This is a genomic window from Archangium gephyra (assembly GCF_049060025.1).
GTDB lineage: Bacteria > Myxococcota > Myxococcia > Myxococcales > Myxococcaceae > Archangium > Archangium gephyra_A.
This window is the reverse complement of sequence record NZ_JBMEQQ010000002.1, coordinates 6,968,373-6,986,860: the sequence shown is the minus strand read 5'-3', so window position 1 is coordinate 6,986,860 and position 18,488 is coordinate 6,968,373. Positions and strand designations below refer to the sequence as shown.

Sequence of the window (18,488 nt, the reverse complement as noted above, 5' to 3'; positions counted from 1 at the left end):
TTCGACTCACCGTAGGGACGCCCTCGCCTCCCGCGCAGTCCCTCCCCCTCGCCCCGCTCTTCCACCGGCCAGCCAGGGGTCCCGTGTCTGCCTGCCTGCCTCCGACGGTCCTCTGTCCCCGGCTCCTGTCCCGGGCGCGTTCTTCCCAAACCTGTCCGACAGTTGGACAAGTTCGTGACGCGCGCGCTCCGGAGGGCTTCCTCTCCGGCCCCGCCCGCCTAGCATGCGCCCTCCCCCACTCGGCCCTCGGGCCAGGAGGTGTCGCCTTGCCGATGGTGCTCTCGAACCGCTTCGCCCTGTGTCTCGCCGTGCTCGCCGCCAGCGGCTGTGCGCGCCAGCAACGCGTGGAATCCGCCCGGCCCCAGGCTCCCTCCGTCACCCGGTGCTCCAACCCCACCGGCCAGTACTCGATTGCCTACCCCTCCGCGTGGAAGACCAATACCGGCAATGCCGTGGAGCCCTGCCGCTTCTTCCACCCCTCTCCCTTCGAGGTCCAGCCCCACAGCGAGGAGCCCCTCGTCGCCGTCTCCGTCAAGCGCGAGCCCATGACGCTCGAGTCCTTCGTCCAGGGCAACACCGGCTCCAGCTACGAGGTCCTCCAACAGCAGAAGCTCACCCTCGCCGGCCGCCCCGCCGTGCGTCTGGAATTGCGCGCCACCCAGGAGTCTCCCCTGCTCCCTCCCGGCACCCGCGAGTACCTCTACGCCATCGGTGATGGGGACTCCGTCGTCCGCGCCAGCACCCTCGCCGTGCGCGGGCTCGACTACCCCGGCAACCAGGCCGTCCTCGATGCGATGGTCCGCTCGCTCAAGCTGCGCTGAGCCCTTCACGGCAGCAGCAGGAGCTCCCTCAGGAACTGCCTGACGGCGGAGATGCGAGGCAGGTCCAGCGCCGTCCCCTCCAACCACCGGTTGTCCTGGATGGATACCTGGATGGCCTTGCCGGGCCTGAGGATGCCCGCCATGCAGGCCACCATCGCCTTGTGCGGCCCAGCCGGCTTGTTGAAGTCCTTCAGGTCATCGGGCGTCAGCGCGTGCACTCCCGCCTGAACCTTGCCCACCAGCGAGCGGACCTCCGCGAGCAGCGCCGGATACTGAAGGTCCGCGCATTCCAGCAGGAGCGACTCCAGCGTCCCCGCGTTCACGTTGTCCGGCAGCACGAAGATTCCACACCGGGGTGATGCGGCGGAGACCAACCCAGGCTGAGCAGGTAGGGCGAGATTCACCTTGTCCAGCAGCGCTTTGCGGACCGCGATGAACCGAGCCACGGGAGGTACGGCCAGATCGGCGTCCAGCAATACTCCAACGGCATCTGGAAGCGTGGGCAGAGCAGCTTGAAGTGTCTCCTCCACCCGATTCGCGATTTCCGAATCACCTCCAGAGGCATGCACCGCGACCGAGACGGTGTCGGACACGAAGAACGTCGGAACCGGAACGCGCCGGCTCAGGTCACCGCCATCGGGGAACCTCGTCGGTACCAGCGGCCGCCAGTACGGGTCCAGGCGCGACTCGTTGTTCTCGCGTTTGAACTGGTGGGTCTTCAGCAGCCGACCAACGAACTCGACGTCGTGAGGGCCCTCGACCACGAGGCAGGCGTACCGCATGCTCACCTCACATCGAGCCCGCGCTCGTAACGCATGCGCTTGAGCAGGTCCTCACCAAAGCGCCGCGCCGACGTCCGGCCCTCCGTGCGCTCCAGCCGGAACCCCACGATGTCCTCTTCCGGGGTCTCATCGGCGCCGAGGATCGCATCCACCACCTCCAGGCTGTGCGTCGTGGCGAAGACCTGGACGTCGTACTGCTTGCAGGCCGCGAGCATCCAGCGGAACACCTTGCCCAGCGCCGAGACGTGGATGGCCGTCTCCAGCTCGTCGATCAAGAGCACGCCCCCCTTCACCTGTGGCAACGCCAGGGCCAGCAGCAGTGTGCGGCGGATGCCGTCTCCGTACATGCTCAAGGGAACTAGCCCGGCGACCGAATCCTTCAGGTACAAAACCGCATCTCCTCTGGGGGCAAGAACCTCCAATCCAAGAATACGTGGGTCTATCTCATGCAGCAGCGCGCGGACTGACTCCTCAAGACCACTCAACCGAATCTCGGAGAACGCCTCGACCGACACAGAGCCGAGCCACTGGTCCACAGGGCGGACATCGCGAACGGGTACGAACCAACGCGAGAAATCACCATCCGCTGAAGCCACCTGCTCTCCATCCCAGATAGTGAAGCTGGTCAATTCAGGAGGAGGAACATCCGCAGAGCTTGTTTCGATCTGAAGTTGAATCCTTGCTCCTCGTCGCTCTCTGTTCAGCTCCAGGTCCCGCTCTCCCACTTCATGCGGGCTCCGAGAGTGTCGCAGCCCCACAGCTCTGGGCCGAACTGCTCGTAACTCCTGATAGCTCGCCTGAACGCGTCGAACAGCCCCACGCCCCGTTGCCGACAGGTAGAGATGGCCCTCGCCCGCCTCCTGGGTCTCGCCTTTGTGCGGAAACAACCAACGCAGCAGCTCCGAGTAGGGCCCCAGGGCACTCACGAGAGGGTCTCGCCTGCTGGCCAACCAAACCCAATCCACCGGGGTCAGCGGATTGCAGTAGAGCGAGAGCGCCTCCAGCACCGACGTCTTGCCCGAATCGTTGCCTCCCACGAGCAGATTCACCCGCCCGAGTCCCGTCAGCTCCACATCCTGGAGCCCTCGCATGCGATGAATGGTCAGCGTGTCGAACGGCAGGCTCATGGCTCTCTCCAGCTCCCTCATCGGGGCGGAGCATGCTAGCGCCGCCGGCACGAGGGCTCATACCTCGCGCCGAGCATATACACGCCTCCTTCGGGCAGTGCCCCGACTTCCGCACACCTGGCCAGCATCCGTCACCTCGGCTCGTCCCCGGCTCCGTCAGGCGTGCGGCGGCCCCAGGCAGCGAAGACGAACCTCCCTCACAGCACCACGATCGTGCTCAGCAGCGCCAGGCAGTACCAGTAGGTGAACAGCAGGTACGTCCGGTGGTCCGCCCTCGGCGTCCTCCACCCCAGCACCCGCACCGCGATCACCCAGCTCACCAGCGCCAGCCCCACGTCACACGCCACCACCACCGCCGTCAGCCCCAGCGGCTTCATCAACACCTCGTGGATGACCAGCGGCAGCAGCCCGAAGAACGTCCCCAGCACGTACCTCGTCCGCTGCTCCCCGAACACCAGAGGGAACGTCTTGCGTCCGCTCGCCCTGTCTCCCTCCACGTCCCTCAAGTCCTGCAGCGACACCAGCAGGAACACCACGCTCGCCAGCACTCCAATCCACCGCCACGTCACCACCGTCAGCGGCCCCACCAGCTCCCACGCCGCCGCCAACTGCGTCACCACCCCCAACGCGATCAGCAGGTTCTTCGCCCACCAGCGCTTCGCTCCCCCCACCTCGTTGTGCACCACGATGATGAGCTGCCACAGCAGCGCCCACTCCCACACGCCGAACGCCCACCCCACCGCCGTCAGCAGCGTCATGCACGCCACCCAGCGCCAGCGCGTCCCTCGCACCGACACCTCTCCGCGCACCAGCGGCCGGTGCGGCTTGTTCACCCGGTCCTCCTCCACCCCCACCAACTGGTTGGAGAGTCCAAACGCATACATGAACAGCCAGAAGTACAGCACTCCCCGGCCCAGTGCCCCCCACGTCTCGGCCGCTCCCAGCCCGTGATGGCCGCTCGCCGCCGCGATGAACAGCAGCGGCGGCACCACCGCCGACGACACGTCTCCTCCCACGAAGCGCCAGCTCACCCATAGCTCCCTCAGGAGCCATCGCGGCCACGCCAGCGGATCCGCCAGGTGCGTCCCCTCCAACGCGGTCCGCATCGTCATTCTGGGCTCCATGGTCGCCGTCCCTGCCCGCCCCCACCGCGCGAGCGTTTTCCCAATCCTATCTCAAGCAGGACAGGCCCGGAGTTCCTGTCCACCCCGTCCCCGCTGTATCCAGCCACGCTGGGACTTTGCAGACCTCCTGGTGCCGCACGCCCCGTCCGCTTCCACCGTGCTGCAAGTGCACACCCTGGCTGCCGCTCCCGGGCCCTCTCAGGGCCTCGTGCCCCACAGCGGGCCCCGCACGCCGACTCCTGCGTGAAGGTCGGACAGCCCTCCCCCGGAGCGCTCCCGCCCCCGGCCAGTGCGGCCCGTGCTGAACCGGTTTTTCCTCCGTCGGATCGCGGGGTTGCCCCGCGGCCGGGGGGGTCCGGCCGGGAGCGGACACTTCAACCCCCCTGAATCCCCTCTTCCGGCAACGTCAGACACCCTCGGTATTGTGTTTCTCATCAAGCTGGCGGATCACGAGGTGCGGCATGAGCTGGATCATCTACCTGATGGGTGCGGCGGGCTTCGACTCGGTGAGGGATTTCCCCGAAGGCTGGTCGCCTCCTCCGCTCGGTCCCCGCGAAGCCGTCATCCGCCGCCTGCGCGACGTGCTCCCCACCGTCCTCTTTCCCACCCTCGCCGAGGGCTCCTTCCACGGGGAGGGTTTCTCCATCACCTTCGAGCTCGGCCCCTGGGAGCCCTCGCCCCGCGTGAAGCTCATCGTCCATGGCACCGGTGACGAGGTGCTGGATTTGATTGGCAAGGTGGCCGAGGCGCTGGACGCGCGCGCGCTCGACACCGGCCTGGGCGACTTCATGCGCTTCCACAAGGACCCGGACACCGGCCGCCACGTCTGGCGTGACGCGCCCCAGCCCGGCCAGTGGATGGCTCCCGCCTGAGGAAGCAGACAGGCGGGCCCTCGTGCCCGCTCGCGCGCTCTCCGGGAGGACGGCCCCGGCCCGCGTTGCTCCTCGCCGGGATGCTCCCCACGGTTCTCCGGAGGAGTCGGTTCCCGGCACCCCCTTCCCAGGGGCACCCACCTAAGGAGCGGCCATGGCCCAGACGATTCGTGAAGTGATGTCCAGCGACGTGGAAGTCATCAACCCCAATGACACCCTGCGCGACGCCGCCGAGAAGATGCGCAGCCTCAACGTCGGCCCCCTGCCCGTCTGCGACGGCGAGCGCATCCTCGGAATGATCACCGACCGCGACATCGTCGTGCGCGCCATCGCCCTCGGGCGGGATCCCAACACCACCCAGGTGGCCGACGCGATGAGCTCCGGCATCGAGTACTGCTTCGACGACGACAACGTGGACGACGTGCTGCGCCGGATGAAGGTGAAGCAGATCCGCCGGATGATCGTCGTGGACCGCAACAAGAAGCTGGTGGGCATCGTCGCCCTGGGCGACCTGTCCGGCGAGGTCAGCGAGCAGAAGGTGGGCGAGACCCTCGAGGGCATCTCCGAGCCCTCCAGCTCCATCTGACGCCGCCGGGCCCCGGCGCTCGGAATCCCGAGGCCGCCTCCCCGCTCTCCAGCCGGGTGGCGGCCCTTCGTGTCTGGGAAGGATGGTTCAGCGCGTGACGGTCCCCACCTTTCCCGGAGCGAGGTGACACCGTGCGCGGAGCCTTCCAAATCGCGTCCCTGCGGGGCATTCCCATCCGGGTGCACTACTCCTTCCTGCTGGTGCTGCCCTTCCTGGCGTGGCTCTTCGGCCAGGCCTTCCGCGGCGCCGCCCTGGCCGCCGACGTGCCCCCCGAGGCCCTCAGGGGCCACCCCTTCCTGTGGGGCCTGGGACTCGCCGTGGCCCTCTTCCTCGCCGTGCTCGTCCACGAGCTCGCGCACTCGCTCTACGCCCTGCGCAAGGGCGGCGAGGTCTCCGACATCACCCTGTTGATGATCGGCGGCGTGTCCCGCATCACCCGCATGCCGGACGGGCCCCGCCACGAGGCCCTCATGGCGCTCGCGGGCCCCGTCACCAGCCTGCTGCTCGGCGGCCTCTTCCTCGGCGTCTACGGGCTGCTGGAGGGCGCGCGCTCCTTCAACCTGCGCTTCGCCTTCTTCTACCTGGGCTCGCTCAACATCTTCCTGGGCATCTTCAACCTGCTGCCCGCCTTCCCCATGGACGGAGGCCGCATCCTGCGCGCGCTCCTCACCGGGCGGCTGGGCCGGGTGCGCGCCACCCAGACGGCCGGCCTCATCGGCAAGGGCTTCGCCGTGCTCTTCGGCATGCTGGGCCTCTTCAGCGGCAACTTCATCCTCATCATCATCGCCTTCTTCGTCTTCATGGGCGCCGAGGCCGAGTCGCGCGAGGTGCTCATGCAGTCCCTGCTCAACCGGGTGTACGTGCGCGAGCTGATGGTGCCGCGCACGGCCGCGGTGTCGGCCGGGGACTCGCTGGAGGAGGTGGCCACCCGCATGCAGGCCGAGCGGCGGCGGGCCCTGCCCGTGCTGGAGGACGGCCGCGTGGTGGGGCTGGTGACGCTGGCGGCCGTGCGGCAGGTGCCCGCGCCCCGGCGGGGCCAGGTGCGGGCCCGGGAAATCGCGCTGCCCGTGCCCGAGCTCACCCCCGAGTCCACCGCCTGGGAAGCCCTGCGCCACATGGGCCAGCGCCGTCTGCCCCAGTTGCCCGTGGTGCAGGACGGCCTGCTGGTGGGCACCGTCACCCAGGAGGACATCATGCGCGGCATGCAGCTCCGCGAGCTGGAGGACACCCACCGCCATGGCCCGTGGGGACTCGGGCCGGGACAGCGCGAGTCGCCCACCTGAGTCACCGCGTCACGGCGTCACCGCGTCACCGCGTCAGAAGTCCGCGTCCGGCGGCCCCAGCGCCTCGGCCAGCGTCTCGAGCGCCAGCCGCTCCTCCCCGCGCACCCGGCCCAGCAGCAGGCCCGCCAGCCCGTTGGAGGCCCTCGCCACCCGCAGGCCCACCTCCAGCAGGCACGCGTGGAATCGCGCGGCCTCGCCCAGCCCCAGCCGCTCCGCCACCCGCGTCACCAACGGACGCAGCGGCTCCAGGTCCGGCACCTCCCCCAGGCGCTCGGGCCCCCACGTGTCGAGCTGGCGCAGGGACTCCAGGCAGATGCGGCCCACCAGCGGGCTGCGCGCGTACAGGCCCGCCTCCAGCACCCGCCGGCACGCCCTCCGCTCCCGCGCCCCCGCCGGGCCGTCCGCCGTGGCCACCCACAGGAAGGCCCTCAGCGGCGCCTCCTGCAGCACGCCCCACTCCTCGTCCGAGAAGCCACACCGGCTGAAGGCATGCTCCACCTTCCGGGCCGTCTCGCACGCCTCCTTCCGGACGAGCAAGGCCCATGCCTCCTCCCGCCCCTCCCGGACAGACCAGACCCGATGGTCCATGCACTCTCCCAAGACATGTCTGGGTTTTCCGCCCACCCCGGTAAAAACCGGAGCCCGGTACCCGTCTCACGGCCCTACCGGCCGTCCCCCCACATTGCTTCCGGGCGTGCATGGTAGGGATGCGCCCGGGCCCTACAAATCGGCCCCTCCCGTGACACGCCGCAAACCCGACACACGCGCGCCGCTCGTGTGCAATGCCTGTCATCCGCGCGCACCCGGGTACGGCCCGCTTCCACTGGCAGCGTCTGGCGGGTGAAGTCCTCTCAGACTCCGAGACAGGAGAGCGCCAGGAAATGGACACCCGCTGGTAGGCTTCGCCCCCCATGCGAAGGCTCCTCTTCTCCGTCAGTGCATCCCTGTGTCTGGGGCTCGGCCCCGGTTGCGCCACCACCCCCAGGGCCGGGGCCCCGTCCCTCCCGGCCTCCACCGCCACCGGACGCGGCGGCGCCGCCGCCACCGTGGACGTGCGCGCCACCTCCGCCGCCCTCGAGGTGCTGCGCTCCGGCGGCAACGCCGTCGACGCCGCCGTGGCCGCCGCCAGCGTGCTCGGCGTCACCGACCCCTTCTCCTGTGGCATCGGCGGCGGCGGCTTCCTCGTCGCCTACCTCGCCGGAGACAAGCGCGTCGTCACCCTGGACCACCGCGAGACGGCCCCCGCGGCGCTGGAGCGCTCGCGCCTCTATGAGAATGGCGAGCCCCTGCCCTTCGACGAGTTCGTCACCAGCGGCCTGTCCGTGGGCGTCCCCGGCTCCCTCATGGGCTGGAGCGAGGCCCTGCGCCTCCATGGCTCGCGCTCCCTCTCCGAGGTCCTCCAGCCCGCCATCCGCGTCGCCGAGCGGGGCTTCCCCGTGGACGCCACCTTCGTCGAGCAGACGCGCCACAACGTCGAGCGCTTCCGCGACTTCACCAGCTCCGCCGCCCTCTTCCTCGGGCCCGATGGGCAGCCCTGGCCCGTGGGCTCCACCTTCAAGAACCCCGGCCTCGCGCGGACGTACCGGCTCGTCTCCGAGGGCGGCGCCCCCGTGTTCTACCGGGGCGAGATCGCCCGAGCCATCGTCTCCACCGTCACCCGGCCTCCGTTGGCCCCAGGCGCCTCGCGCACGGTGCGCCCCGGCGTCATGCGGTCGGCGGACCTCGAGCGCTACGCGGCCATCGTCCGCCCTCCCGTGACGAGCACCTACCGCGGCTACACCCTCTACGGCATGGGCGCCCCCGGCAGCGGCGGCGTCACGCTCGCCCTCACGTTGAACCTGCTGGAGGCCCAGGCGCCGGACTCGGTGTCTCGCGCGGGATTCCTCCACCAGTATCTGGAGGCCTCGCGGCTCGCCTTCGCCGACCGCAATGCCTTCCTCGGCGACCCCGCCTTCGTCTCCGTCCCCGAGGCAGGCCTGCTCTCCCGCGAGTACGCCGCGCAGCGCCGCTCGGTGCTCGATGCGGCACGGGCCTCCACCACCGCCGCGGCCCCCGGCAATCCGCTCCCCTTCCAGGGTGCGGCCTCCACGGTGATGCCGCCGCTGCCCGAGGTGGCCCGCCCCGCCTCCGAGGAGACGGCGCCCAACAAGGAGACCACGCACATCACCACCACGGATGCCGCGGGCAACATCGTCGCGTACACGTGCACCATCGAGGGCGAGGGCGGCAACGGCATGGTCGTCCCCGGCTACGGCTTCCTGCTCAACAACGAGCTGACGGACTTCGACCTGCCCGCCTCCCCCGACGCGCCCCACCCCAACGCTCCCGCTCCCGGCAAGCGGCCCCGCAGCAGCATGAGCCCCCTGCTCGTGTTCAAGGACGGCGCCCCCGTGCTCGCGCTCGGCAGCCCCGGCGGCTCCACCATCATCACCACCGTGGGGCAGACCCTCGTGAATCACCTCGACTTCGGCATGCCCATTGAAGAGGCCCTGGCCGCCCCTCGCGTGTCCCAGCGCAACTCGGTGGATAACCGCAGCCAGGCCGAGCCCGCCTTCATCGCCTCGCCCGAGGCCGCGGAGCCTCGGCGCGCGGGGGCATGGGTTCACCGACGTGGGGCCGATTGGCGCGCTCACCGCCATCCGCTTCCACCCCGATGGCACCGTCACCGCCGCCGCCGAGCCGACCCGCCGCGGAGGCGGCAGCGCCATGGTCGTCGAGCCCGTGAAGTGAGACGAATGGGGGTGGGGCCCGGCCTGGAGCTCCACCTCCTCGCGCCGCCGGGCCTCCTCGCGCGGGCCCCTCTACCCCGTGCGCTTCCTCGGGCTCGCGTAGGGCGCCAGCAGGTCCGGCCGGTCCACCAGGCAGCGCAGCGCCTTGCCCGCGAAGCCCTCCAGCCGATCGATGAACGCGAAGTCGTGCTCCTCCCCCGCATCGTGCGCCAGCTCGTGCAGGATGATGCCCAGCGTCCTCGGCTCCAGCGGCTCGTCCAGCCGCACCCGCCCCTTCATGTTCACCCGCAGCACCCGCCGCTCCCGGTCGTACTCCGCCTCCACGTGCGCGCGCTCGTCTCTCACCTTGCGCTCGAAGAATTCCACCCCCACCTCCCTCCCCGTCAGCTCCTTCGACAGGCAGCGCACCACCCCCACCAGCCGCTCCGCCCTCGCCCCCGGCCGCACCACCACGTCCCGCGGCGGTCCCTCCATCCGCTCCACGTACGCCTCCGCGCTCTCCACCACCGTCTCCAACTGCTCCAGCGCCGCATCCGGCATCCCCCTCAGGTCCACCACCTTCGCCCCCAACTGTCTCGCCCGGTCATCCACCCTCGGCCCCACCGACAACACCGCCCTCGCCGGCAGCACCTTCTCCACGTACGCCCCCAACGCCTCCTCCCCCAACGTGAAGTGCGCCAGCACCTCCGTCACCCACGCCCCCGACAGCTCCTGCCGGCTCAGCTCCGGCGCCAGCGACTCGAGGATGATCGCCGCCAGCAGCCGCTTGTACGGGTCCCTCGCCGCGTCCCGCTCGGCCGCCAGCGGAATGCGCTGCTGCACGTCCACGTGCCACGGCAGGTGGTGCGGCTCCACCGGCAATCCCAGCTCGTACAGGTGCGGCGTCTCCCCGGGCCTCGGGTAGTACAGGTCCACCCGCGCCGGCCGCTCCGCGTACCGCTCCACTCCCCGGTGCAGCTCCACCGTCTCCAGCGGGCAGCCTTCCAGCGAGTCCATCGCCCTCGGCGGCCTTACCGCCTTCCCGTTGATGAGCAGCTCCACCCCCGGCGGCGGAATCGTCAGGCGGAGCAGCTGCACGGCCTCGTCGCGCTCGCGCTCGCTCGTGCGCCGGAAGAGCCGCAGGCACGTGCCCACCGTGCGCGTGTTCGCCTTCACGTGCCGCCCCGTGTCGTCGAAGACGAGCGTGCGCCCCACCGTCTCCACCTCGGCCCGGTCGCTCGCGGCGATCATCTCCTTCAGGCCCCGGCCCTTGCGCCCCCGCCACGTGGGCGGCGTGTCCTTCTCCCCCAGGAACACCGTGAAGGCGAACTCGTCCCGCGCCAGGCCCGCCGGGGCGTCGTCCTCGATGCGCACCTCGTCCGCCTCCAGGCGCACCTTCACCCGCCGCGCCCGCTGATCGAACGCGTTCTGCAGCGCCTCGCGCACCAGTTGTCCGAGCGGCCGGGCGCGGTTGGAGCGCCTCCAGCCTTCCTCCGACAACTCGAACCACTCCGAACGGCCGTTCCGCGCCTGCCCCATCGAGACTCTCCCCGCTCCGGGCTCCCGCGGGCGCATGCGCCGCCCGCGGGGCAGCCGGGCAACTGGGGAGAACACCCGTGACCTCTCGTCTCTTCCGCCCTGGCGCGCTCGCTCGGGCCAGCGGCTGGGGGGCTTCCGTGACGACCCTCACCCCAGCCCTCTCCCAGAGGGAGAGGGGGCTTCACACGGGCTCAACCCGGGGTCCTGGCACCCTCACCCCGTCCCTCTCCCGGAGGGAGAGGGGTTGTGGCGTCTGGCTCCCGACATCCCACCCCGAGCCCCCTCCTCCCGGGCGTATGCTGGCTCACGGGGGACTCGCGCGCCGGGACGGGGACACTCCCCCTCCCCTCCCCCCCTTCCTACCTTCGGAGCCACGATGCGCAGTCCTCTCGAGGCCCGCCGGGACACGGGCCAGCAGGAGCTTCGTCCCTGGAAGACGTGCGCCTTCACCGAGCTCACCGCCGCCCGCTCGCGCCTGCTGCGCATGCTCGAGGGTCTCCCCGAGGACGCCCTCACCCGCCAGCACTCGCCCCTCATGTCCCCCATCGTCTGGGACGTGGCCCACCTGGCCAACTACGAGGAGCAGTGGTTGTTGCGCGCGCTCGGCGCCCCCGCCCTCACCGACTCCTCCGTCGACTCCCTCTACGACGCCTTCCGCCACCCGCGCGCCTCGCGCTCCCAATTGCCCCTGCTCTCTCCCGAGCAGGCCTTCGCCTACGCCTCCCGCGTGCGCGCGGCCTCGCTCGAGTGGCTGCACCAGCTCCCCGAGGACTCCTCCGCCCCGCTGCTGCGCGGGGGCTTCGTCTTCGGCATGGTGGCCCAGCACGAGCAGCAGCACCTGGAGACGCTCGCCGCCACGCTGCAGCTCATGACGAGCCACGCGTACCGGCCCGCCGCGCTCGCCCGTCCCCGTCCCGCCCGCGCCGCCCAGCACGAGGTCTTCCTCCCCGGCGGCCCCGTGCGGCTGGGCAGCGACGCGCCCTGGGCCTACGACAACGAGCGCCCCGCCCACAGCGTGCACGTGCCGGACTTCCTCCTGGACTCGCACCCCGTCACCAACGGGGACTTCGCCGTCTTCGTCGACTCCGGTGGCTATGACGACGCGCGCTGGTGGGACCCCCAGGGCTTCGAGTGGATTCACGCCCAGGGCATCCGCCATCCCCTCTTCTGGTTGCCCCAGCAGGGCGGCTGGTGGCGGCGGCGCTTCGGCTGGGTGGAGCCCCTGCCCAGGGACGAGCCCGTGCAGCACGTGTGCTGGTACGAGGCGGACGCCTACGCGCGCTGGGCCGGCAAGCGGCTGCCCACCGAGGCCGAGTGGGAGAAGGCCGCGACGGGCTCGGACGGACAGCCCCGCGGGTACCCCTGGGGAGACACGGCGCCGGGCCCGGCCCACGCCAACCTCGGCGGCGACACCTGGGGCCCCTCGCCCATCGGCGGCTACCCGGCGGGCCAGAGCGCGGACGGTATCTGGGGGCTGCTCGGGGATGTCTGGGAGTGGACCTCCAGCACCTTCGATGGTTACTTTGGGTTCAAACCATTTCCGTACCGTGAATATTCAGAGGTGTTCTTCGGGACGGAGTACCGGGTGTTGAGGGGCGGAGCATGGGCGAGCGCGCCGGTGGCGGTGCGCAACAGCTTCCGCAACTGGGACTACCCCATCCGCCGGCAGATCTTCGCCGGCTTCAGGTGCGCGCGGGACGCGAGGTGAGTCATGGGACAGGGGGGATGGATGGGCGAAGGAGGACTGGGGCGGCGGCGCGAGCCGGAAGTGACGGTGGAGGTGCACGTGCGGCCGGGGGACGCGCGGCGGGCACTGCACTCGGAGGTGCTGGCCGGCCTGTGCGGCGAGGGCGGGCTCCGGGAGCTGTCTCCCAAGTGGCTCTATGACGAGCGCGGCAGCCAGCTCTTCGATGAGATAACGCGGCTGCCGGAGTACTACCCCACGCGGCGCGAGCGCGAAATCCTGCTGGCGCACGCGGGGGACATCGCCCGGGCGAGCGGGGCGGACACGCTGATGGAGCTGGGCAGCGGGAGCAGCGAGAAGACGCGGCTGCTGCTGGACGCGCTGCGAGGCACGGGGCAGCTCAGACGCTTCGTGCCCTTCGACGTGAGCGAGGCCTTCCTGAGGCAGGCGGCGCGGGCGGTGGCGGGCGAGTACCCGGGGCTGCGGGTGCACGCGGTGGTGGGGGACTTCGAGCGGCACCTGGAGCGGCTGCCCAGGGGAGGCCGCAGGCTGGTGGCCTTCCTGGGAGGCACCATCGGCAACCTGAAGCCGGCCGAGCGCGCGCGCTTCTACGGGGAGCTGGCCGCGGGGATGGAGCCGGGCGAGGGGCTGTTGTTGGGGACGGACCTGCTCAAGTGCCGCGAGCGGCTCTTCGCGGCGTACAACGACAGCGCGGGGGTGACGGCGGCCTTCAACCGCAACGTGCTGTGCGTGCTCAACCGCGAGCTGGGGGCGGACTTCCAGCCCGAGGCCTTCGAGCACCTGGCGCCCTTCGACGAGGAGAACGGCTGGGTGGAGATGCGGCTCATCTCCACGCGGGCGCAGACGGTGAAGCTGCCGGCGCTGGAGCGGTACGTGAACTTCGCCGAGGGCGAGGTGGTGCGCACGGAGGTGAGCTGCAAGTTCCGCCCGGAGCAGGTGGAGGCGGAGCTGGCGGCCGCGGGGCTGCACCTGGCCGAGCGCTGGACGGACGCGGCGGGCGACTTCGCCCTCTCGCTGGCCCTCAAGCGCTGAGCGCGGGTCCCCACCCCGGGGAGGGGACACCTGCCGGGCGCGCGCTCGCGCAACTGGTCCGATTGTTGGACCAGTTGGCGCATCTCGCGCCCGGAGGGAGGCCTGCCATTCCCCTGGTGCCGTGTCCCAGAGGTGGACACGCATCCGGTACGAGCGACGCACGCGAAGAGTTCCTCGTAGGGCGGTGACTCTGCTCCTTGTCTGGCCCACCTGCTGCAACGCCCCCCGCTGGGAGGCGGACATGAACCCCGTGTTACCGACGAAGCTCGTGGCGCGCATCGAGGAGGATCTCGAGCGCATGATTTCGCAGGGCAGACTGCCCAGGAGTGGCGGTCTTCCTTCAGAACGAAGGCTGGCCCAACACTACGACGTGGCCCGAGGGACGATTCGGGAAGCACTCCTGCGTCTGGCCGCGCGTGGGCTGGTGGTGCGGCACCCGGGGCGCCAGGCACGTGCAGTGGCTGTCGAGCACGCTGTGACGCTCGAGAGTCTGGGTGTGGTGCTCCATGCCATGAAGCACGCACGGCCAGAAAGCCGGCGTCTGCTGGAGGGATACTTCGAGCTCAAGCGGGAGACGCTCGTCGCATTACTGGTGCTTGCCTGCGAGCACGCGTCCGAGAAGGCGTTTGAGCGGCTCTCGGATGCCTGCTTCACGCTTCGTGAGGGCGCGCGCTGGGACGATGGTTCCAGGCACTGGGTGAAGCAGGAGTTCGCGCTGCTCCGGATGGCAGCGGGTGCAGCGGATCGTCCCGGGCACTTCCTGCTCGTCCAGTCGCTGGAGCGGGCCTTCTGGGGAATGGCCGGAGTCGTGCGGCCCCTCCTCTCATCCGAGGCGGTCCGCCACTGGTCCCAGCAGACACTGAGCTGGCTGTATGACCGGGATGTGGAAGCGCTCGAGCGCGACCTCCCACCGCTGCTGCTCGCCTGCGATGAACACGTCCTGCGGAGCCTCGGAGCCGCCTCCGGGGGACAGGGCATCGACAGCCTCTCCCCCGACAGTGACCGGGCATCGGAATCACGTCCACCCCACCACGGCCCGGAACCCCGATGAGCCAACCGCACGCGGCCCCCTGCAGGACGGCACCTCACGGAAGGAACGCCGGTGCGCCCTCACTGCCCACTCGAGTCACCCCCCTCGAGCCGGGATGGCCTCCGGCCGCGTGCTTCACCAACTGGTCCAACAATCGGACCAGTTGCTCGCTCTCGCGCCCGGCGGGCGCCTGTACGCGCCCCCAGCAGCGAAAGCCTCCAGGGGCCGTCACGAGGGTGGGCGGGGCTGGTCGGTGTTCGTCTCCACCTGCCCGTAGTTGAGCAGGCTCACCAACCCCACGCCGCCCACCGCGTTGCCGAGCACCGCCATCGCCAGCCAGCGCAGGAAGTGGCTCACCGGCAGGCCCTCGGTGAGCACCGCCGCCATCACCTCGGAGCTGCCCGCGATGGAGTGCGCGAAGTGCCCCGCTCCCACGATGAACGTGAAGAACCCGATGAGCGAGAGCTGCCCGAACGTGCTGTGGCTCGCCGACACCAGCCACGCCACCAGCGCGATGAGCCACCCGCCCACCACCGCTCCCCAGAAGAGCCTCCGCGCTGCCCCGCTCCACCGCCTCCCTCCCGAGCGCCGCCAGCTTCACCACCACCCCGTGCTTCACCGCGCCCGTGCGGCTCACCAGCAGCGTGAAGAGGAACGCGCCCACCAGGTTGCACGCCAGCACCACCGCCCACAGCAGGAACAGCCTCGCCCACCGCGCCGGCTCGCGCAGCACCACCACCACCGGAAACAGCGTGTTCTCCGTGAAGAGCTGCGCCCGCCCGACGATGACCGCGATGAAGCCCGCCGGGTAGAGCGCGAAGCTCGCCAGCCGCGCCCCCTCGCCATCTCCCAGGAAGGAGCGCATCAGCGCCACCCCCATCCCACTCAGCCCCATCAGCAGCGCACCGGCCACCCCCGACCAGGCGAGCTGCCCCACCGGCCGCGTGAGCTCCTCGCGTCCCGCCTTCACCACGTGCTCGTAGATTTCATGGGCCGTCAGCCGCGGCTGCTCATCGTTCATCCCCCCACTCCACCGGAAGCCTCCTCCCGGGACGAGCACCTCCGCCTCCTGGCGTGTGCTGCCCGACAACCCCCGGCCCCCCGCGTGCACGCCCTGCAGGCAGGCGGCCCGGCCATCGCTCCCGCTCGTGACGGCCCGCCCCGGCGTGCCCAGCTTCCGGAAAACTCCTTCCAGGGCGAGGTGGGGACATGGACAAGAAGAACGAGCGGAAGAACCCGGACGAGACGGCGGTCCCCCGGCAGGGCGCGGGCGAGGACGAGCAGGTCCGCCACAAGGGCCCGGATCGCTCCACTCCCGAGGAGAAGAAGTCCGGCCCCCAGCCCGATGGCAACGGCGCCACCGGTGAGCCCGCGGCCTTCCCGCCGCACAACTGAACTCCCCGGGGGCGGGAACGGCCACGGCCCGGTTCTCCGCCCACGACGACAACACGCCCCGGGGCATGGACTGGCTCCAGCCGCGCATCGCCATCCGCACCCGACTCCCAGGAGGCCTCTCCATGAAGATGCTGCTCCACGAGCTGCACCCGGCCGTCATCCACACCCCGCTCGCCCTGCTCCCCACCGCCACCGTGGCCGACGTCATCGCCGTCACCACCGGCGACCGCGCCTGGGCCAAGGTGGGCCGGCGGTTGTGGGTCGCCGGAACCCTCAGCGCCCTCTTCTCGGGACTCGCCGGACTGGCCGCCTCCCAGGAGGTGAAGCTCGAGGAGCCTCGCGCTCGCGACATGGTGTTCCTTCATGGGCTCGGCAATGCCGTCATCACCCTGGGCGCCGTGGGCGTGACGCTGTGGCGGCTCGCCCGGCCTCCTTCCGCCGTCCAGTGCGCGCTCGGGCTCGCCGCCAACATGGCCGCCGTCTACACCGCCACCCTCGGCGGCAAGATGGTCTACGAGCTGGGCGTGGGCATCAACCCCATGCCCGTGGAGGGCTCGGTGGGCACGCTCAAGGGGCCTCCGCTCCTCTCGCGCGAGGCCCCCACGGCCCTCATCCGCGATGCCGTCCTCGGCATGCGCTGGCTGCTCGGCCGTGCGCGCGTCCTCCTCTCGGGAGCCGAGCCGCTGGCCTCCGGCGCCAAGGGCTTCGGCGAGGGCACGCGCGTGCCCGCAGTGACGAGCGAGCCGCTGGTGGATGACGCCACCCTCTCGCCCTCGCCCAGGCCGCTCATCTGAAGAGGCCGGGGCCTTCGACACGCTGGCAGTGCGCGGAACGGGCCGGGTGGCAACCTGTCCCGTCCGCGCGCGCCTCCCAGGCGTCCCGCTCCGGGCGCTCCGGTGACTCCGCGCTGGCACGCCCCGGTGTCGTCAGGCTCTCCGTCCGCACGGAGGACTCCTGCGCGTGGACTCCCATCCAGGTGCCCTCCCGGCTGCCCCGGTTCGACGTGGGGCAGGACAGCGATGCCCATGGTGGAACCCTCGTCGTCGACGATGAACGCCACGCCGTCTACGTGAGGGTGTCCCACAGCTGAGCGCCCGCGCTCCACCCGGGCGAGGTGTGCACTCCGAACGCCGTCACCCGCGCGGTGCGGAATACGCCGTGTGCCCGAGGTTCCGGGGGCGGAAGCGAAGGCCACCCGACACGCGAGGGGACGAAACGCGCGGCGAGCGTCCGCGGGCACACACACCTGTCGAAGTCAGCCCGGAGCGGGAAACCCCCGCGAGACACTCAGCCGTCCACCCCTCGCCGTGGCACGCGCGAGGGCCACACGACTCACGCATCCACCAGAGCGCCGGCCGTCCGGGGGGAAGGGCCGGTTGCCTGGTGCGAGGGGGGAAGCAGCGGGCGCGCACCCGGAGAACATGGGGCTCCGGGTGGCCGCGCCCGATGTTTTCGTGGAGGGCCGCTCAGCGCGGCGGTTGGAACTCGATGCCCCGGCACGCCTCGGAGGCCTGGAGCACCTCGTCCGCGGAGACGCCGGGGAAGGTGGCGCACAGGAACAGGTCCTTCTCCACGCGCCGGGCCCCGAAGAGCGCCGGGTAGCGCGCGCCCATGCCCCCGTCCTCCAGCTTCGGGGTGAGCTGCACCCGCACCAGCGAGAAGTCTCCGCCTCCCGCCTGCTGCTCCAGCGTGTGCTCGAAACCGGCGAAGGACTCCGCCACCGTCTGGGCGAGGGCCTCGGGAGAGGGCAGCGTGGCGCCCTGGCCGGGGCGCAGGTCCACGCGCAACACCGGGCGGCCGGGCGGGCCGAACTGGAAGCTCCCATCCTGCGCCACCTGGGCCGTCCACCCCGGCGGCATGGGCACCTTCACGCCCACTCGCCGCTGGGGGACGGGCCGCTGCTCCGGGGCCTCGGCCTCCGGAGTCACGGGCGCCTCCTCCTGCTGCTGCTTGCAACCACCGCAGCCGGCCGCCAGCAAGCACAGCGCCACCCACGCGGCGCGCACCTGCCGGCGCCCGGCGCGGCGCACTACTTCTTGCCCTCGCCACCGGGCGGCGGCGGCGTGCCTCCGCCCTTGTTGAGGTTCTCCATCTTCGTGGTGCCCTCGAAGACGACACCCCGGTCCATGGTGAGCGCGGGGCTCTCCAGGCTGCCCTTCACGCGCGCGGGGGCGTGCAGCTCGATGAGCTGCGCGGCGCGCACGTTGCCCTCCACGGTGCCATTGATGATGACGGTGCCGGCGGAGATCTCCGCCTGGACACGGGCCCCGTCCCCAATGACGAGCACGTCCTTGGTGACAATCTGCCCGCTGAACTTCCCGTCGATACGAACCTGTCCCTCGAAGGTGAGCTTCCCCTCGAACTCGCTGCCCTTGCCGAGCAGCGTGTGAACCTCACCCGGACGCGTTGCCACCGATTCATCCTCCCGTCTGCCTAGAAGCGGTACGTTGGTCTTCTCTTCTTTTTTCCCGAGGAGCGCCACGC

At 70.8% G+C, this 18,488-nt stretch carries 16 protein-coding genes and 3 pseudogenes; 10 read left to right on the top strand and 9 right to left on the bottom strand.

All coding sequences use genetic code 11. The features are described 5' to 3' along the window. Positions 1-272: 272 nt before the first annotated feature. Positions 273-821 (top strand): hypothetical protein, encoded by a 549-nt coding sequence (locus ACN28I_RS30330; protein WP_420945400.1) that lies wholly within the window; start codon positions 273-275, stop codon positions 819-821. 5 nt (positions 822-826) lie between these two features. Here the strand turns inward: ACN28I_RS30330 and ACN28I_RS30325 are convergent, their stop codons facing one another. The 3 genes from ACN28I_RS30325 to ACN28I_RS30315 all read right to left on the bottom strand — a co-directional run bounded on the left by ACN28I_RS30325 (position 827) and on the right by ACN28I_RS30315 (position 3,842). Continuing rightward, the gene (locus tag ACN28I_RS30325; protein ID WP_420945399.1) at positions 827-1,603 is read right to left on the bottom strand and encodes a DUF3226 domain-containing protein; all 777 of its coding nucleotides are present in this window, start codon (positions 1,601-1,603) and stop codon (positions 827-829) included. 2 nt (positions 1,604-1,605) lie between these two features. Continuing rightward, positions 1,606-2,730, bottom strand: a complete 1,125-nt coding sequence (locus tag ACN28I_RS30320) for an AAA family ATPase (RefSeq protein WP_420945398.1) — start codon at positions 2,728-2,730, stop codon at positions 1,606-1,608. A 197-nt stretch (positions 2,731-2,927) separates the two neighbouring features. Next, the gene (locus ACN28I_RS30315; protein WP_420945397.1) at positions 2,928-3,842 is read right to left on the bottom strand and encodes a UbiA family prenyltransferase; all 915 of its coding nucleotides are present in this window, start codon (positions 3,840-3,842) and stop codon (positions 2,928-2,930) included. A gap of 473 nt (positions 3,843-4,315) precedes the next feature. Here ACN28I_RS30315 and ACN28I_RS30310 point away from each other — a divergent pair, with 473 nt between their 5' ends. The 3 genes from ACN28I_RS30310 to ACN28I_RS30300 all read left to right on the top strand — a co-directional run bounded on the left by ACN28I_RS30310 (position 4,316) and on the right by ACN28I_RS30300 (position 6,595). Then, positions 4,316-4,726, top strand: a complete 411-nt coding sequence (locus ACN28I_RS30310) for a hypothetical protein (protein ID WP_420945396.1) — start codon at positions 4,316-4,318, stop codon at positions 4,724-4,726. A gap of 154 nt (positions 4,727-4,880) precedes the next feature. Continuing rightward, positions 4,881-5,312: a CBS domain-containing protein gene (locus ACN28I_RS30305; RefSeq protein WP_420945395.1), complete on the top strand. Its 432-nt coding sequence runs from the start codon at positions 4,881-4,883 to the stop codon at positions 5,310-5,312. 131 nt (positions 5,313-5,443) lie between these two features. Then, on the top strand, positions 5,444-6,595 hold the full coding sequence (locus ACN28I_RS30300) for a site-2 protease family protein (protein ID WP_420945394.1): 1,152 nt from the start codon (positions 5,444-5,446) through the stop codon (positions 6,593-6,595). 33 nt (positions 6,596-6,628) lie between these two features. Here ACN28I_RS30300 and ACN28I_RS30295 read toward each other — a convergent pair whose 3' ends face one another. After that, a complete protein-coding gene (locus ACN28I_RS30295; RefSeq protein ID WP_420945393.1) occupies positions 6,629-7,132 on the bottom strand; it encodes a hypothetical protein in 504 nt (167 codons plus the stop codon). Between the two features lie 374 nt (positions 7,133-7,506). On the opposite strand from ACN28I_RS30295, the pseudogene ACN28I_RS30290 reads away from it, so the two are divergent. Then, a pseudogene (locus tag ACN28I_RS30290) lies at positions 7,507-9,090 on the top strand (gamma-glutamyltransferase family protein); the annotation flags it as partial. Positions 9,091-9,396: 306 nt separating this feature from the next. On the opposite strand, the gene ACN28I_RS30285 reads toward ACN28I_RS30290, so the two are convergent. Continuing rightward, on the bottom strand, positions 9,397-10,842 hold the full coding sequence (locus tag ACN28I_RS30285; protein WP_420945392.1) for an ATP-binding protein: 1,446 nt from the start codon (positions 10,840-10,842) through the stop codon (positions 9,397-9,399). 376 nt (positions 10,843-11,218) lie between these two features. Here ACN28I_RS30285 and egtB point away from each other — a divergent pair, with 376 nt between their 5' ends. The 3 genes from egtB to ACN28I_RS30270 all read left to right on the top strand — a co-directional run bounded on the left by egtB (position 11,219) and on the right by ACN28I_RS30270 (position 14,630). Further along, positions 11,219-12,550, top strand: a complete 1,332-nt coding sequence (egtB, locus tag ACN28I_RS30280) for an ergothioneine biosynthesis protein EgtB (RefSeq protein WP_420945391.1) — start codon at positions 11,219-11,221, stop codon at positions 12,548-12,550. A 3-nt stretch (positions 12,551-12,553) separates the two neighbouring features. Then, positions 12,554-13,579 carry an L-histidine N(alpha)-methyltransferase gene (gene egtD, locus ACN28I_RS30275; RefSeq protein ID WP_420945390.1) on the top strand — a complete coding sequence of 342 codons (1,026 nt, stop codon included), beginning with the start codon at positions 12,554-12,556 and terminating at the stop codon, positions 13,577-13,579. 268 nt (positions 13,580-13,847) lie between these two features. Then, a complete protein-coding gene (locus tag ACN28I_RS30270; RefSeq protein ID WP_420945389.1) occupies positions 13,848-14,630 on the top strand; it encodes a GntR family transcriptional regulator in 783 nt (260 codons plus the stop codon). A gap of 207 nt (positions 14,631-14,837) precedes the next feature. Here the strand turns inward: ACN28I_RS30270 and ACN28I_RS30265 are convergent. Then, positions 14,838-15,149, bottom strand: a pseudogene (locus ACN28I_RS30265) (formate/nitrite transporter family protein); the annotation flags it as partial. A gap of 85 nt (positions 15,150-15,234) precedes the next feature. Beyond that, positions 15,235-15,630 (bottom strand): annotated as a pseudogene (locus ACN28I_RS30260) (formate/nitrite transporter family protein); the annotation flags it as partial. A 188-nt stretch (positions 15,631-15,818) separates the two neighbouring features. Between ACN28I_RS30260 and ACN28I_RS30255 the strand changes: the two are divergent. Both ACN28I_RS30255 and ACN28I_RS30250 read left to right on the top strand, forming a co-directional pair. Next, positions 15,819-16,004 (top strand): hypothetical protein, encoded by a 186-nt coding sequence (locus ACN28I_RS30255; protein ID WP_420945388.1) that lies wholly within the window; start codon positions 15,819-15,821, stop codon positions 16,002-16,004. 122 nt (positions 16,005-16,126) lie between these two features. Further along, positions 16,127-16,798: a DUF2231 domain-containing protein gene (locus tag ACN28I_RS30250; RefSeq protein WP_420945387.1), complete on the top strand. Its 672-nt coding sequence runs from the start codon at positions 16,127-16,129 to the stop codon at positions 16,796-16,798. A gap of 672 nt (positions 16,799-17,470) precedes the next feature. Here the strand turns inward: ACN28I_RS30250 and ACN28I_RS30245 are convergent. Together ACN28I_RS30245 and ACN28I_RS30240 are read right to left on the bottom strand one after the other, a co-directional pair. After that, positions 17,471-18,034 (bottom strand): hypothetical protein, encoded by a 564-nt coding sequence (locus ACN28I_RS30245; RefSeq protein ID WP_420945386.1) that lies wholly within the window; start codon positions 18,032-18,034, stop codon positions 17,471-17,473. After that, on the bottom strand, positions 18,034-18,486 hold the full coding sequence (locus tag ACN28I_RS30240; protein ID WP_420945385.1) for a bactofilin family protein: 453 nt from the start codon (positions 18,484-18,486) through the stop codon (positions 18,034-18,036). Before ACN28I_RS30240 ends, ACN28I_RS30245 begins: the two co-directional genes overlap by 1 nt. Between the last annotated feature and the right edge of the window lie 2 nt (positions 18,487-18,488).